The organism is Giesbergeria giesbergeri, from assembly GCF_054779375.1.
In genome coordinates this window covers 1-15557 of the sequence record NZ_BAAGYJ010000006.1, presented here as the reverse complement: position 1 = coordinate 15557, position 15557 = coordinate 1, and the positions used below count along the sequence as shown (strand labels likewise).

General features: G+C 57.5%; 16 protein-coding genes. 8 read left to right on the top strand and 8 right to left on the bottom strand.

Features of this window, described 5'->3' with window-relative positions; genetic code table 11:
• Nucleotides 1-4: 4 nt before the first annotated feature.
• The 4 genes from ACYVB2_RS10910 to ACYVB2_RS10895 all read right to left on the bottom strand — a co-directional run bounded on the left by ACYVB2_RS10910 (nt 5) and on the right by ACYVB2_RS10895 (nt 3705).
• Nucleotides 5-1282, bottom strand: coding sequence for a DUF445 domain-containing protein (locus ACYVB2_RS10910; RefSeq protein WP_382432833.1), 1278 nt, complete (start codon nt 1280-1282; stop codon nt 5-7).
• A gap of 43 nt (nt 1283-1325) precedes the next feature.
• Entirely contained in the window at nt 1326-1610 is a 285-nt protein-coding gene (locus ACYVB2_RS10905; protein WP_382433073.1) for a BTH_I0359 family protein, read from the bottom strand.
• 98 nt (nt 1611-1708) lie between these two features.
• Nucleotides 1709-2923 carry a DUF3108 domain-containing protein gene (locus ACYVB2_RS10900; RefSeq protein WP_382432831.1) on the bottom strand — a complete coding sequence of 405 codons (1215 nt, stop codon included), beginning with the start codon at nt 2921-2923 and terminating at the stop codon, nt 1709-1711.
• Nucleotides 2920-3705, bottom strand: a complete 786-nt coding sequence (locus ACYVB2_RS10895) for an IclR family transcriptional regulator (protein ID WP_382432829.1) — start codon at nt 3703-3705, stop codon at nt 2920-2922. The genes ACYVB2_RS10900 and ACYVB2_RS10895 overlap by 4 nt, the downstream gene beginning before the upstream one ends.
• A gap of 102 nt (nt 3706-3807) precedes the next feature.
• On the opposite strand from ACYVB2_RS10895, the gene ACYVB2_RS10890 reads away from it, so the two are divergent.
• From ACYVB2_RS10890 to ACYVB2_RS10865, 6 genes are all read left to right on the top strand, one after another.
• Nucleotides 3808-4821, top strand: a complete 1014-nt coding sequence (locus tag ACYVB2_RS10890) for a fumarylacetoacetate hydrolase family protein (RefSeq protein ID WP_382432827.1) — start codon at nt 3808-3810, stop codon at nt 4819-4821.
• 70 nt (nt 4822-4891) lie between these two features.
• Nucleotides 4892-5869 carry a Bug family tripartite tricarboxylate transporter substrate binding protein gene (locus tag ACYVB2_RS10885; RefSeq protein ID WP_382432825.1) on the top strand — a complete coding sequence of 326 codons (978 nt, stop codon included), beginning with the start codon at nt 4892-4894 and terminating at the stop codon, nt 5867-5869.
• Between the two features lie 209 nt (nt 5870-6078).
• Nucleotides 6079-6567 (top strand): YiaA/YiaB family inner membrane protein, encoded by a 489-nt coding sequence (locus ACYVB2_RS10880; RefSeq protein ID WP_382432823.1) that lies wholly within the window; start codon nt 6079-6081, stop codon nt 6565-6567.
• Nucleotides 6568-6604: 37 nt separating this feature from the next.
• The gene (locus ACYVB2_RS10875; RefSeq protein ID WP_382432821.1) at nt 6605-7075 is read left to right on the top strand and encodes a hypothetical protein; all 471 of its coding nucleotides are present in this window, start codon (nt 6605-6607) and stop codon (nt 7073-7075) included.
• A 14-nt stretch (nt 7076-7089) separates the two neighbouring features.
• Complete coding sequence (locus ACYVB2_RS10870) at nt 7090-7893, top strand: DUF2145 domain-containing protein (protein ID WP_382432820.1); 804 nt, start codon at nt 7090-7092, stop codon at nt 7891-7893.
• Nucleotides 7894-7913: 20 nt separating this feature from the next.
• Nucleotides 7914-8951, top strand: coding sequence for a double zinc ribbon domain-containing protein (locus ACYVB2_RS10865; RefSeq protein ID WP_382432818.1), 1038 nt, complete (start codon nt 7914-7916; stop codon nt 8949-8951).
• A 21-nt stretch (nt 8952-8972) separates the two neighbouring features.
• On the opposite strand, the gene ACYVB2_RS10860 is transcribed toward ACYVB2_RS10865, so the two are convergent.
• Complete coding sequence (locus ACYVB2_RS10860; protein ID WP_382432816.1) at nt 8973-10751, bottom strand: methyl-accepting chemotaxis protein; 1779 nt, start codon at nt 10749-10751, stop codon at nt 8973-8975.
• A 323-nt stretch (nt 10752-11074) separates the two neighbouring features.
• On the opposite strand from ACYVB2_RS10860, the gene ACYVB2_RS10855 reads away from it, so the two are divergent.
• The gene (locus tag ACYVB2_RS10855) at nt 11075-12061 is read left to right on the top strand and encodes a tripartite tricarboxylate transporter substrate-binding protein (protein WP_382432814.1); all 987 of its coding nucleotides are present in this window, start codon (nt 11075-11077) and stop codon (nt 12059-12061) included.
• A gap of 78 nt (nt 12062-12139) precedes the next feature.
• Here ACYVB2_RS10855 and ACYVB2_RS10850 read toward each other — a convergent pair whose 3' ends face one another.
• Nucleotides 12140-12478: a DUF1840 domain-containing protein gene (locus ACYVB2_RS10850; protein WP_382432812.1), complete on the bottom strand. Its 339-nt coding sequence runs from the start codon at nt 12476-12478 to the stop codon at nt 12140-12142.
• Between the two features lie 88 nt (nt 12479-12566).
• Here ACYVB2_RS10850 and ACYVB2_RS10845 point away from each other — a divergent pair, with 88 nt between their 5' ends.
• A complete protein-coding gene (locus ACYVB2_RS10845) occupies nt 12567-12875 on the top strand; it encodes a polyhydroxyalkanoic acid system family protein (protein ID WP_382432810.1) in 309 nt (102 codons plus the stop codon).
• A gap of 12 nt (nt 12876-12887) precedes the next feature.
• Here ACYVB2_RS10845 and ACYVB2_RS10840 read toward each other — a convergent pair whose 3' ends face one another.
• On the bottom strand, nt 12888-14090 hold the full coding sequence (locus ACYVB2_RS10840; protein ID WP_460536532.1) for a M20 aminoacylase family protein: 1203 nt from the start codon (nt 14088-14090) through the stop codon (nt 12888-12890).
• A gap of 70 nt (nt 14091-14160) precedes the next feature.
• Nucleotides 14161-15330: an iron-containing alcohol dehydrogenase gene (locus ACYVB2_RS10835; RefSeq protein WP_382432806.1), complete on the bottom strand. Its 1170-nt coding sequence runs from the start codon at nt 15328-15330 to the stop codon at nt 14161-14163.
• Between the last annotated feature and the right edge of the window lie 227 nt (nt 15331-15557).

The window sequence follows — 15557 nt, the reverse complement described above, 5'->3', positions numbered from 1 at the left end:
GTGTTCATAGCGCCCGCCAAATCGCTGGCGCATGTGACAAACCAAACAGGGCCAGCCCAATCAGCCCGCCCACCACAGTACCATTGATACGGATGTATTGCAGGTCGGTGCCAATATTGAGCTCAATCAGGCGGGCCATCTCTTGGGCATCCCAGAGCCGTACCGTGTCTTGGATATGCTGGGCCACAAACTGCGACACTTCGGGGGCTAGGGTGTGCGCCCACTGTTGCAATCGCTCATTGAGTGCATCGCGCAAGGCTGCATCCTGAGCCAGCGACTGACCCAACCACAGCCCCATCGTGCGCACATGGCGGGCCAACGCCGACTGCTCATTGGCCAAATCCCGTTGCAGGCTGCTGCGCAAACTTTGCCACAACTCCTGCACATAGCGGCCCAAAGTGGGATCGGTTTGAAGATAGCGCCGCACCTGCTCACCCTTTTGCCCCCAAGCCGGGTCGCTTTGCAGTCTGGCTATAAACAGTTGCATGGCTTCATCAAACTTGTCACGCAATTGGTGCTGTGGATTGTGTGCCACTTCGGCCAATAGCCCCTCCAATGCAGTAGCGACCATGGCTGCCCCCTGATCACTGAGCCAGTCGGTGGGCAACATCTTTTCCTTGAGCGGATGCTCTTTTTTCAACCAATGGACAATGGTGCGGGCAATCAGGCCACGCGTGTCCGGGCTTTGCAACAAGGCCACCAAATGCAATAAGGCATCATCCAGCAGCCCCTGGTGACGGCCCTGGTGGGTGAGCGCCCCCAACACACGGGCCAGGGTTTGGGTCAGGTCTATTCGTCCCAACAAAGCCCGAGCCGCCTTGCGGATCAAGTGCTCTACCTGCCGATCTTGCACCACCTCCAGCGCAGCGGCCAACATCCGGGCCACCTGTTGACCCAAATAACGGGCATTGTTTGGCACCAACAACCATTGGGCCAGCCGTTCCACCAAATCATGGCGGCGCAACAAGCCCACCAGTGATGCTGGATCCAGAAAACGCTCACGGACAAATGTGGCCAAGTTCTCGCCAATGCGGTCTTTGTTGCGCGGGATGATGGCCGTGTGTCGCTCGACGAAGGGAATTGGCACGCGATGGAACAAGGCCCGCACCGCAAACCAATCGGCCAAGGCGCCCACCATGGCGGCTTCGGCAGTGGCTTGCAATGCCTCTGTCCATAGGCTGCTAGGCAACACACTGCTAACGCAGAACACCCCCGTGACCAACAGCAACAAACCCAGCGCCTGGCGCTTGGCACGCCGCAGGGCAGCTGCTTGTTCGCTCATGCCGGGCCTGCGTCAATGCCTGTCGCCAAGGTAGCCAAATACCTCAATGCACAATCACAGGGTTTTGCGCCAACCCCGTATAGCGATCCAGTGCCTCCTCCACCTCTTCCTGTGTAGGCGTATTGCGTTGCCAAGCCAAAATCTGTTGCTGGAACATCTCAGCCCAAGAGCCATCCAGATACACCTCTTTGCCCGAGCGTTTGTCCACAATTTCAAAACCGTGCCGGGCCAGCCGAGGTACGGGTGCGGCATCGCCAGCGGCGGGCTCCACAGCATCGGCCAACAGATGAACCACCACAAAAGAGTCTGAGTCGTAGAGCATGTGCATGGCGTTTTCCGGGTTGGTAGAGAGGTAGTCCATCAATATCTCAGATAACAACGTATCAGCACAGTTCAAGGGTTTTTTGGGCCAATAGGCCGCATTGTTCAGGGCTTGCCATGACCGCGCAAACGCAAATCGGCAAAATCGCCTTGACCTTGCGTCAATCGGATGCGGGCAGGCAAATAATCCAAACTGGGGGCCAGCCACAATTGGGCCTGCTGTTCGTCGTCTTGCGCATCGCGGGGTAGGCGTTGCAATTTCAGGGTGCTCATCGGCCCACTGGGCAACTCCAAAGTTTCGGTGCCTTCGATGCGAAAAGTCCAACGGTCGGTGCTGCGCCCGCCCACCGTCGCTAGCTGGAGGCGCGTGCCCGTTCGGTAGCGTTCGGGAGCTGCTGCCAGCAAAGCGCCTATCTGGATAAACACGCTCAGCCGATCCTGCGTTCCGGGTAGCAATACGGCTTCTGGGGTATCGGTGCTAAAGCGAACAACCCCCTGTTCATAGTCAAAATGGGCCACTTGTTCACGGCGAGAACGGTCGGCAAATTGCAGTGGTTGTAAGCCACTGGGGGTGATGGTGCCACTGCTGCTCTGGGTGCGCGAGCCCAAGAACAACACCTTGATCTCCTGCCGGGCTTGGTAATGCGTACCATCGTGTTGCCATAGCAGTTCGGCAGTAGCCCGATACTGAAACTTCTTCGACTGCCCCACCACATCAAACTCCAGCCGCTGTGGTGCCGGGATATGCACCGGCACTGCACTGGCTGCCTCCTGCACAGTGCCGCGTTGTGCCTGCTGGCGAGTGCCTGCGGCCGCCCAAAGGATGTCCTGCCCCGACACGGCAGCAGCCACCGTCTCTATGGGGTCGGCCACAGGGCTGGGCGCAACAGTAGCAGCGGCATGCAGCTCCTGTGTCGTCGCCACGGGAGGCGCCTGTTCTGTGCTCAAGGCTCCCAAATTGGTTTCTTCTTGCAGATCGGCCACTGTTGCAGCCAAAGCATGACCATCATCGGTGGCGATGGCGCTTGCCACCAGTGGCGATGGAGTCGGTGTGACGGCTATGGCTGGGTGCTGGCGTGCAGGGGCCAGATGCCCTTTGCGCTGGGGTGGCGCAGCTACCGATGCCCCTGCCAGTGGAGAAACCACGGGCTTGGCCACAGGCGCAGACACCTCTACAGTACGGGTGCTAAACACCGGCACTGGCGGTGCTGTGCCAATATCGTCGGTAGCCAGTGGCATCGCCTGCAAGACCAAGGCATGGGCTACCAAAACACCAGCGGTGATCCACAACAAAGGATGGGGAATGCTCAAACTGCTCATAGCGTATTGCGATAGCCCAGATCGTAGGAAAGATGAGACGCTGCCACCCGCAAGGGCGCATCAATCGCACCACCCCAGGCCGAATCGAAGGTAGCAATGGAACCCAACGTGGTAATACCCAACACCAAGTGCCCACTGGCATCAAACACAGGAGCACAAAAAGCGACGATGCTTGGCAGCAAGGTATCCACGACCCTGGCCGTACCGTGTTCGCGCACCTCCTGCAACAGCATCTGCGCAGCCTCTAGGCTGACGGGAACGTCTGGATGACGGGTTTTGGCAGCCCGCGCCAACTCCGCTTGCAATAAGGGTGCCACCACCTCTGGTGCCATGTAAGCCGCAAAGCAGCGCCCAGTGGCCGAGGACAGCAGTGGCATAACATCACCCAAGCGCAGATTGGCTACCACCGCCTGGGGCGACTCCTCCCAATGCACGATGGTCGGGCCGTGGTTACCCCAAACAGCCAGCGCCAGCGTATGCTGTATATCCTGCATCAGGGCAGGCAGGCGTTCGCGGGCCAGGCGCACCGCATCCACCCGCGACAAAGCGGCCAGCCCCAATCGCAGCGCGGCAGGGCCAAGATCGTAATGGGCTGAGCGGCTGTCTTGCACTACCAGTCCCAAACGCTGAAAACTCACCAGATAACGATGCGCCTTGGCTGCACTCATCTGGGCGGCTGCGGCCAGATCCTTGAGCATCAGGGGGCCGGGGGAATGTGTCAGCGCCTCCAGCAGGGCAAAACCCACCTCTACCGACTGGATGCCAGCGCGTTCCTTGTCCATGTGTAATAGAATTTTGATGTTTTGTTTAGTTAAATCAATTTACTCAAGCGTAATTTGCGCTAGCAAGCCTGTGACCTTGACCTCCAAAAAGCCTTTTTTGCCATGAAGCTAGCCACTTATCGGGATGGCTCACGCGATGGGCAACTGGTGGTTGTCTCTCGGGATTTGGGCTTGGCCCATTATGCGACTGGTGTTGCCAGCCGTTTGCAGCAGGTGCTAGACGACTGGGATTTTCTAGCGCCCCAGTTGCATGATCTGTATGTGCAGCTCAACACCCACCGCGCCCCCCATCCTTTTCCCTTCGATCCGCGCCAGTGCCTGGCACCATTGCCACGGGCCTACCATTGGTCGCAAGCCGCCGCCTATCTGGCAGCACAAGAGCGCCAATACCAGTTGCGCCAACAAGCCTTGCCAGCCCATTTCCGTACCCAACCGCAACTGCACTGCGGCAGCGGCGACGCCTTTTGGGGGCCAACAGACACGGTAGTACTGCCCAGCCACACCCCAGGTCTTGATTTGCAAGCAGGACTGGCAGTCATCACGGGAGATATTCCCCGTGGCAGCTCCCCTGCACAAGCCCTCACCGCCGTGCGCCTGCTGATGCTCACGGGCAGTGTGGTTTTGCCCCCACCAACACCCCACGCAGCGGCCACGTCCGAATGGTTGGCAAACCCACTGGGCACCGCATGCAGCCCCGTTGCCATCACACCAGACGAATTGGGCCCAGCGTGGCAAGAAGGACGGGTACACCTCACACTGCAAATGGCCTGCAATGGCCGCAAGATCGGTCTGTGTGACACCGGCCCCACCATGCACTTTCACTTCGGTCAATTGCTGGCACATGGGTGCAAAACACAGCCGTGGCACGCAGGGGCCGTATTGGGTAGTGGCCCCGTCAGCCATTCAGGCACCGCCACGCCCCAAGGCCCAACCGACTGGCCCCAAGGGGCTTGCAGTTTGACCGATAAACGGGCCATAGAAACCTTGCACCAAGGCCGGGTTCGCACCCCCTATTTACGCCACACAGACACCGTGCGTGCCGAAATGAAAGGCCGAGATGGCCACAACCTGTTTGGCACACTCGAATTGACGATGGCCGCCCCTGACGAAACGTAGGGCAAAACGCGCTGTCAGGGTGGTTCCGCCCACACCGACAGCGATTCTTTGGTAGTTGAAGGAGACACAAATGCAACGCAGAACCTTATTGACCGCTCTGGCTGGCGCTGGTGCCAGCGCAGTTGCCCCGTGGGCCCAGGCCCAAGCGGATTTTCCCAACCAATTGATTCGCTGGGTTGTCCCCTATCCTGCTGGCGGTGGCACCGATGTATTGGCCCGTACCGTAGCCGAAGCCATGCGCCAAAGCTTAGGACAGCAGATCGTGGTAGACAACCGCCCCGGTGCTTCTACCAACATCGGCGCCCAGGCCGTGGCAACCGCCAAGGCCGATGGTTACACCATCATGTCGGCAGACAATGCCGTACTCGCCTTCAACGAACATCTGTTCAGCAAGCTGCCATTCAGCCCAGAAAAAGATTTCACCTATGTCGGTGGCATCAGCCGTTTTCCGCTGGCACTGGTGGTGCATCCTTCCTTCGAAGCCAAGACAATGAAGGAGTTTCTGGACTATGTGCGCACCAATCCGGGCAAGATCAACTATGCCTCCCCCGGCAACGGGTCACCGCACCATCTGGCGATGGAGATGTTCAAGAACCGCACTAAAACCTTCCTCACGCACATCCCCTACCGGGGCGCAGCCCCAGCAATGGCCGATGTCATGGGGGGCCAAGTGCCCTGCATGTTCTTGGATTTGGCATCAGGCTTGTCACTGATCCAATCCGGCAAAGTGCGGGCCTTGGCTATCGGTTCTGCCAAACGGGTGCCCACTCTGCCCGATTTGCCCACCCTGGCCGAAGTGGGGGTACCCAATACCGAGGTGTTTGCCTTCCAAGGCATTCTGGCCCCCAAGGGTCTGCCCGCCAACGTAACCCAGCGCCTCAATGCCGACCTGAACAAGGCACTGGGCAATCCTGCTGTGGTCAAGCGCATGCAAGACTTCGGCATGGAAGCCCTCCCAGGTACGCCCGAACAGTTCCGCACACTGGCCCGTGCCGAAGCCAAACGCTGGGGAGAGATCATCAAGGCTGCTGGCGTCAAGCTCGATTGAGCACCATCAGTGCCTTGCCATAGCAACCAAGGCACTGTCCTGCGCCAAGGCAGTACCCTTACCTTGGCCTCATAGCAAAAATACTGCAGGAAAGTATCAATTTAAGATACTTTCTGCAAAGCGGATCGATACCGCCCTACAAATTCATCGACTCTGGCCGCACAAAGCGGCACTATCACGCCATGTTCAACCCCTTCGCGGAGACCAGCATGGCCACCCCACCCCTCCCCTCTGTACAACGCGATTCACGCGCCTGGCAATTGCAGGTCTGGATTTCGTTTGGCATTGCCGTTTTCCTGTGTGCTGTGGGCTTGGCTTGGCTGCCAGGCGAGCCACTGGAGCAAGCTTTCATGGTGATGGGCTATGTGTTTTGCCTGACTGCGGTATTTGGTCTGTCCAAATTTATCCGCGACAACGAAGGTGGCCGCCGTGGCAGCAGTACGGGCGATACCCCCATGTGGCGCTTTGTGGTCTGGGGTGGCTTTGCTGTCGCCATGCTGCTCACTGGCTGGGGGCTGCTGGGCATGGACATCAACGTTACCTACAAAGCATTTTTAGGGGTGAGCTGGCTGTATCTCATCACCACCGCTTTCACGCTAGCCAAAATGCTGCGCGACCAGCACGAGGCCAACCTGCGTGAAGCCCGTCTCCAAGGCCGCCGCGATGCCGCCTCCATCGATATTGCGCCGCTCGATTGAATGCCCTGCATCCCCTTCCCACTTACAGGAGTTGATCATGTCTTTCACCAGCCCTCTTTCCCATCCTCTGGGCCGCTGCCTGCTGGCGGCCAGCCTTTGCGGCCTGTTGTGGACTGCCAGCCCAGTGCAGGCACAGAGTGAAGCTTCGGTAGCCCTGTCGCTGCTGCCGTTGGCCTCGGTGGTCGGTACCGTCTCTACAGGTGTTGCACTGGCGGAGGCCTCGGTCGTACTACCGGCGGCGCTCTCAATCGCTGGTGCCATTCTCACCATCCAAGCGGTGCAGGTGTCTGCTGTAGGCACGGTGTATGTGCTAGAGCGTGCGTCTGATGGAGCACGAGTCAGTATCGAAGTCAGTGCCAGAGCTGGCGTGGCCTCAGCCCGTGCAGTTGGAGAGGCCGTAGCCTGTAGCGTGATTGGTACCGGGGTGATCCTATCGGTGGCTGGTGAGGTGTTGGCTTTTATACCCAATACCCTGGGCAAGGCGTTGCTATACAACGAGCCCCTATAAGAGGAAGTGCTGTCATGTCCATACACCAGCACACTATTTTGGTCACCCTGCTACTGGCCCTACCCCAAGCCTATGCGGGTCACCCCTGCAAACCGGCCCAGCCCCCTACTACGCAAACCATTACGCGCAGCATGGCGCTGGCACAACGCACAGCACAGGCATTAGAAGCAGAACACACCCGCACAGGCACCCAAGTCGTACTGCTGGGGCGGGCCGGGCAAGACCTTACCGCCTATGGCTTGCGCTACTCCCATCTGGGCTGGGCCTACCGCAACCCAGCGGGCACTTGGCGGGTGGTTCACAAGCTCAACCGCTGCGGTACCGCTGTTGGTACGCTGTATCGCCAAGGTTTAGGCGAATTCTTCCTAGACGACCTGTGGCGCTATGAGGCCGTTTGGGCCATCCCCACACCGGCGGTGCAGCAAGCCCTGCACGCCCTGCTCCAAGACAATGGCCGCGCTACCCTGATGCAGCACCAGCCCTACAGCCTCGTCAGTTATGTTTGGGGGCAACGTTACCAACAATCCAACCAATGGGCCATCGAGACACTGGCCGCCGCCATAGAGCCGCGCAGCATCCACACCCGTGATCAGGCCCAAGCATGGTTGCAATTCAAGGGCTACACCCCCAGCACCTTGCAGATTGGAGCCTGGCGGCGCATGGGGGCACGCGCCGCCTCGGCCCATATTGCCTTTGACGACCACCCCTCGCGCCAACGTCTGGCTGGGCGCATCGACACCGTTACCGCCGATTCCGTACTGGCTTGGCTACAACGAACGCAGCTGGCCCAAGCCCCAGTGGTGTTGGCTGAACAATAAACCCGTGAAGGAAACACACCATGCTCAAAGCATTGCGCCTTTCTGAAAAATGGTTTCGCCGGGGCCTATGGTTGGTGTCCTTGGTATTTGCCAGCTTCCTCATTGGACTGGGCGGCACCGTGGTGGGGGATTTGCCCAAGGTAGAAGCACCACTGCGGCTAGATGACTTTCTAGACAAAGAAAGCACCCAAGCCCTGCGCAACCAAGTCAAGGCAGCACAGCAAGCCGAGCAAGATGCCCAGACCGCACTGGAGCAAGCACAATTGCAACGCAACAAGGCCCGTGGCGAGGTGCAAACCACCCGCGAAAGCCTACAACACTGGCTGGCAACGCGCAGCGTGACACAACGATCAGACCACGATCCCGAGGTACTGGTACGCACCCAAGCCCTTGACCTACTCAAACAAGCCGAACGCCAAGCCCAACGCGCAGTAGAGGCCCAACAACAGGCTGCGTTGGATGCACGCCAAGCCGCTGCCGCCGCCCAGCAGCAACTGAGCGCATTAGAAAACGAGGGCTACACACAGCTCAATGCCCAGCGGCGCAAAGTGGAGTTGCGGGTATTTCTCTACCGACTGGCCTTAACCCTCCCCTTGCTGGCACTGGCCGGTTGGTTGTTTGTGCGCAAACGCCAAAGCACCTACTGGCCGTTTGTCTGGGGCTTTATCTTCTTTGCCCTGTTTGCCTTTTTTGTGGAACTGGTGCCCTACCTGCCCAGCTACGGTGGCTATGTGCGTTATGTGGTGGGCATTGCCATCACCGTACTGGTGGGACGCTACGCCATCGTAGCCCTCAACCGGTATCTGGAACAACAAAAGCTGGCGGAGGCACAACCCGAAGCCCAGCGGCGTGAAGAACTCAGTTATGACGTAGCCCTGACCCGGTTAGCCAAAGGCATTTGTCCCGGTTGCGAACGTGCGGTAGACCTCAAAGATGATCATATCGACTTCTGCCCGCACTGCGGCATTGGCCTGTATGACCACTGCACACAGTGCAGCACCCGCAAGAGTGCCTTCGCCCGGTTCTGCCACGCTTGTGGCGCAGCAGCCCGGCAGTAAACCCACCAAGCCCGCCATCGTTCAGAATTGTTCCCAATCATCGTCGTGGGATGGGCCGGTGGCGCTACGACCCAGAGCAGGAGCTGTTGGACGGGTCAAGGGGGCCGCCTGAGATACCGCTGGACGGGGCACCGCCTTGGCTGGTGCGCCAGCCACTGTACCGTTGCGGGGCAAAGTGGGTTGGCGTGACGCTGGTCGCGTGGGTGCCAAGGCGGGTTGTGTGGCACGTTCCTGCTGACCCAACTTAAATACCGCCACCGCCTGCACCAACTGCTGGGCTTGGTGGTTCAGACTGTCAGCGGCAGCAGCAGACTGTTCTACCAATGCCGCATTTTGTTGCGTTACCTGATCAAGTTGGGCCACTGCAGCACTGATCTGACCAATCCCCGAGGTCTGCTCTACCGTGGAAGCACTGATCTCAGCAATCAAGTCGGTCACCCGTTGCACCTCACGCACAATGTTCTGCATGGTCTGACCTGCTGCATCCACCAGCTTGCCACCAGCCTCAACTTTATCGACGCTATTGCCAATTAATGCTTTGATTTCCTTGGCTGCCTCAGCACTGCGCCCCGCCAGGCTACGCACCTCACTGGCCACCACGGCAAAGCCGCGTCCCTGCTCACCGGCCCGGGCGGCTTCTACCGCAGCATTGAGCGCCAAAATATTGGTTTGAAAGGCAATGCCATCAATCACGCCGATGATGTCGGCAATCTTGCGCGATGCCTCGTTGATGTCAGCCATGGTAGTAACCACCTGCCCCATCACTTCACCGCCACGATGGGCCGTTTGGCTCGCATTGTTGGCCAATTGCGTGGCCTGCCGAGCCGTGTCGGCATTGGTCTGCACCGTACTGGCAATTTCTTCCATCGATGCTGCGGTTTGCTCCAAATTGCTGGCCTGCTCTTCAGTACGTTGCGACAGATCGGCAGTGCCACTGGAGATTTGGCCTGCCCCCGTAGCAATGCTGTCACTGCTAGCCCGCACTGTGCCTACGATGGTGCGCAAGGACTCCTGCATACCATGCATAGCCCGCACCACACTGCCGGGGGCAGCCCGGCTGTCATCAATGGTGTGACTCAAATCTCCCGCCGCAATCGCGTTGGCAGCTTGGGCCACATCACCGGGCTCACCACCGAGCTGACGCTGGAGACTATGTGTCATCCACACCCCAATCACCACCCCTGTCAATACGCCCGCTGCTGTCAACACCAACATCCACAGGCGCAGCGTGGCATAAATCTCGTCCCCTTCCTTGTCCAATTCTTGCGCGTTCTTGGTCTTGCGCACTACGAGTGCTGTCAATAAATCATCAGCCTTATTGGCCAATGGCACTGTCACCTTGAACAAGTGCTCAACCGAACCACGCGGCTCGGCCAAGGCCTCCTCCTGCAACAAGGTCAAAGCCACCTTGGCATCGGCTTCGTAGGCTTGCAGGGCAGCCCGTGCTTCGGCCACTGTGGCTTTGCCCTGGCTGGTGAAGAACGTGCCATCTGCCAGCTCCAGCTCTTTCTTGATTTTCTGGAAACGCTGCAAAGTCTCATCTATGTATTCCTTGCGCTGCTCTTGACTGGTAGCCAAGACGGCACTGCGGGTGGCACGGGCCGCAGCCATGAGTTGAATATTGGCTTCAGCTGCATGGTGCAAGCCCATCAAATCACGCTCATACATCACATTGCCCAAATCATTGACCTTGCTGGTTCCCATGAGGCCCAGCACACCGATGATGGCCCCAATCACCGCCACGACCATGAATCCCACCAGCAGTCTGGTACCTACTGTCAATCGATTCAACCAGTTCATTTTTTTCCTTGCATCGGTTTGGAGATAGCACCAAAAACACATACCCAAGCTACTGCCAGGCGCAACACCAGCATAAGGATAAACCCTCTCCAAGGTTCTCCGTATTGCCATAGACCATAGGGTGATTGTGCTCACCAGGGTGGCACCACAAACCTCGGAAAAGCAGCCACCCAAGATTCGGGCATCGATCTGGGCCTCAAGATCAGAGCCAATATTTCAAGTAGGGCAATCACCTAAGCAACTTGCTTGCATTTCACTGACAGATACAGTCTGAAGCACGCCTTGTGCCCCTATCATCGCTCACCTACTTTCGGAGTATCTCCATGTCCTCTTTGCTCAAGCTCACCTTGGTAGCATCTGCTGTAGCGTTGGCCAGCGGTGCCCAAGCCACCGACTTTCCCGCCAAAGGTAAAAATGTGACCATCGTGGTGCCATTCTCGGCCGGTGGCCCCACCGACCGCGTAGCCCGCGATCTGGCAGAAGCCCTGCGTAAGTCATTGGGTGCTACTGTCGTGGTAGATAACGCGGCAGGAGCAGGCAGCTCCATTGGCACCGCTCGGGTAGCCCGTGCCACCCCCGATGGCTACACCCTGCTGCTCAATCACATCGGCATGGCCACAATGCCATCCCTGTACCGTAAGTTGGCTTTCAGCGTGCCCAACGATTTCGAGTATCTGGGCATCGTCAACGATGTCCCCATGACATTGATTGGCCGCCCCAACCTGCCTGCCAACAATTACAAAGAGCTGAGTGGCTGGATTGCCCAAAACAAGGGCAAGATCAACCTTGGCAATGCAGGTCTGGGTTCAGCCTCGCACCTGTGCGGCCTGATGTACCAAAGTGCACTCAAGCTAGACATGACGGTAGTGCCCTATAAAGGCACAGCACCAGCCATCACCGATCTGATTGGTGGGCAAATCGACCTGCTGTGCGACCAAACGACCAACACCACGAGCCAAATCGAGGGCCAGAAAGTCAAAGCCTATGCAGTCACCACCACCCAACGCCTACAAACAGCTTCGCTGAAGACACTGCCCACGTTGGCAGAATCCGGACTCAAAGACTTCCAAGTCACTATCTGGCATGGCCTCTACGCCCCCAAAGGCACACCTGCCGACGTATTAGCCAAGATCAACACTGCACTAAAAACGGCGCTGAAAGACCCAGAATTCATCAAGAAACAAGAGGGTTTGGGTGCTGTGGTTGCCACCGACCAACGCATCGAACCAGCCGAACACAAAAAGTTTGTGCAGGCTGAAATCGACAAATGGGGCGTGGTGATCAAGGCCGCAGGCACCTACGCCGACTAAAACAGCACCAGATAGCCACGGCCCCAACCGCCCTGTCTCCGATCCCGAGACAGGGCTCTTGTGTCTGTATACCCTCTGTCACCGCCCCCAGATTACCTCATGATCTTCGGCCAAAGAGCGGCGCAGCATCTCTAACAAAGGCGTGGCCCGCTGGTGCAAATGCACCGTATTGCGCTCCAACAGTTCCGCCTCTGCGTCGTCCAACCCGGTGGAATGGTGGGCAGCGCGCGCTTGTGCGCACTGCTGCTCATCCAGCGCAATGGCAGCTTGTAGTGCAGCTATTGTCGCAGGCAACTGCTCCAAGGTGATGATGCCCTGGGGTTCAGGATCTTTGCCAATAATGTGCAAAATCCGATGGGCGTGGGGCTCCAACAAAATCAGATCAGCCGCAGCGCGAGACTTGAACTTGTACAGCATAAAAGGCCTTTCCAAAAACAACCACAGTCCAGCACAGCATAAACCGATGGTGTGGCTAATGCTCAAGCACCGTACACTCCCGCTCCTTATGTCTGCGATCCATATCCACCGCCACCACCAACTGGGTCTGCCCCAGGCCCGTGAAATTGCCCGCCAATGGGCCCACAAGGCCGAACGCAAGTTTGATCTACGCTGCCACTACCTGAACGGTGATACACAAGACACCGTACGCTTTGAGCGATCAGGCATTCAAGGCACACTGCAAGTGCGGGCCGACCAGTTTGAACTCGCAGCCCAACTGGGCTTTCTGTTCAGTGCGTTTGCGCCACGCATTGAAGCAGAAATTGCTGCACAAATCGACAGCCTGCTACAGGCCCAAATCCACCATCGCCACTAACACCCACCCACGTCAACGGGCCTGAGCCAACCACTGCTGCGCCAACCGCACCCAATAAGTCGCCCCCAACGGAATCAACCCATCATTAAAATCGTAGCTCGGGTTATGCAGTGTGCAAGGGCCGCCACCGTGATCCATATCCCGGTGCTGGCCGTCGCCATTCGCAATAAAGCAATAAGCACCCGGCTTGGCTTGCAACATAAAGGCAAAGTCCTCCGCACCCATCGTCGGCTCCTGCACCAACACCTTGTCTTCGCCCACAATCGCGGCCATCACAGTGCGGGCAAAAGCCGTCTCAGCAGCAGCATTGATGGTGGGGGGGTAGTTGCGCTCAAATTCAAACGTGCAGCTAGCCTCATGCGCAGCGCAAGTGTGCTCCGCCACTTGGCGCATACGGCGTTCAATCATGTCGAGCACCTCTAGGCTAAAGGTGCGCACCGTACCCTGCAATTCACACACATCGGGCACCACATTGGTAGCCTCGCCAGTATGAATCATCGTGACAGAAATGACGCCTGCATCCACCGGCTTTTTATTACGGCTGATGATGGTCTGAAACGCCTGCACCATCTGGCAAGCCACTGGCACCGGATCAATGCCAGTATGCGGCATCGCCGCATGACCACCCTTACCCCGAATAGTGATCTTGAACTCGTTTGACGAAGCCATCACTGGCCCCGGACTGATGGCCATCGTCCCCGCAGGCATGCCAGGCCAATTGTGCATACCAAACACGGCCTCCATCGGAAACTGCGTGAACAATCCATCACGTACCATTTCACGAGCACCGCCCCCTCCCTCTTCAGCAGGCTGAAAGATCAGGTACACCGTCCCATCAAAATCGCGGTGCTCAGACAAATAACGGGCCGCTGCCAACAACATGGCAGTATGCCCATCATGACCACAAGCGTGCATCTTGCCAGGGTGGCGACTGGCATGGGCAAAGTGATTGTGTTCCTGCATGGGCAAGGCATCCATATCAGCGCGCAAGCCCACCGCCCGTCCACAAGTACCACCATCGCGCCCCTTCACAATACCCACCACACCTGTCTTACCCAGTCCCTGCTGAACCGTAATCCCCCATTCCGTCAGCTTTTGTGCTACCAACTCCGCAGTGCGCCACTCCTCAAAACACAGTTCAGGATGGGCATGAATATCGCGGCGCAAGGCAGCCATCTCTTGCGCTTGTGCCACGATGGAATCGATCAGATGCATACAAAAACTCCTCGGTTGACCACAGTCTAGCCGGGTAGCCTGCAAACTGCACGCAGCCCACCACGTATGCTTATAACGCCGCCAACAAGATGCGCCGACTCACATCAAGAGTGACATGGCGCCGTTCACCCAGCTTGACCATGCCATGCTCTTGTAACTGAGCCACCAAGCCATCGATAGCTTCCTCGCCAATGCCATAGGCCGACAAACGCGTGGCAATGCCCAAACTCTCAAAAAAGTCGCGCGTGCAAACAATAGCTGCGTCGATGCGCTGCTCATCCGTGCCAGCATCAGAGTTCAAACCCCAAATCCGTTCAGCGTACTGCAACAGCTTTTCTCGCTTAGTTTGGCGGCATTCTTGCAACAAAGCAGGCAACACGATGGCCAAAGTACGGGCATGGTCAATCTGAAACTTGGCCGTCAGTTCATGACCAATCATGTGGGTAGCCCAATCCTGAGGCACACCGGCACCAATCAAGCCATTGAGTGCCATGGTTGCCGCCCACATCAGATTAGCACGATCGTCATAAACCGGCTCAGGGGCAGACAACAAACGTGGCCCCACCTCGATCAAAGTGTGCAACACCCCTTCAGCCCAGCGGTCTTGCACCCGCGCCTCCACAGGGTAAGTCAGATACTGCTCCACTGTATGCACAAAAGCATCCACCACCCCATTAGCCAACTGTTGGGCAGGCAAGGTATATGTTTTGGTCGGATCAAGCACCGAAAACGCAGGGTAACAATGAACACTACTAAAAACCAACTTGGCGCCCAAAGTTTGGCGTGTGATTACGGCACCATTGTTCATCTCCGATCCCGTAGCAGGCAGGGTCAACACCGTACCAAACGGTAACGCACCGCTGATATTGCGCCCACGTCGCTCCAAAATAGCCCACGGATCTCCCTCGACAAATGGCACCGCTGCTGCAATAAACTTGGCAGCATCAATCACCGAACCACCACCAACAGCGAGTAGAAAATCAAAACCCTCAGCACGGATTTGCTCCACTGCCCGCATCGCGGTTTCATAAGTCGGATTGGGCTCAATACCACTGAAAGTGGCATGCTGGCGCTGACCTAAGGCGGCACGTACCTCCGCCAAAGTGCCGGTTCTTTCCGCACTGCTACCACCTACCAGAATCAAGACCTTGGCTTGTGCGGGTACCAAGGTAGCCAAATCGGCAATACGGTTTTGACCAAAGACGATACGAGTAGGATTTTGAAAATCAAAATTCAGCATGGGCGCTCCAAAGATTCAGAAGAATGCCCCACACTGTATCCAAGACACGAAAAAAATGCCCCAGATGCTGAAATTCTCGCAAATTCAACAATAGATTCCCAAAAAGCGAACCCCCTCTGACCGTAGAGATCAGAGGGGGTAGCTTGAATAATGAGCCTGACGATGACCTACTTTCACACGGGAACCCGCACTATCATCGGCGCGAAGTCGTTTCACTGTCCTGTTCG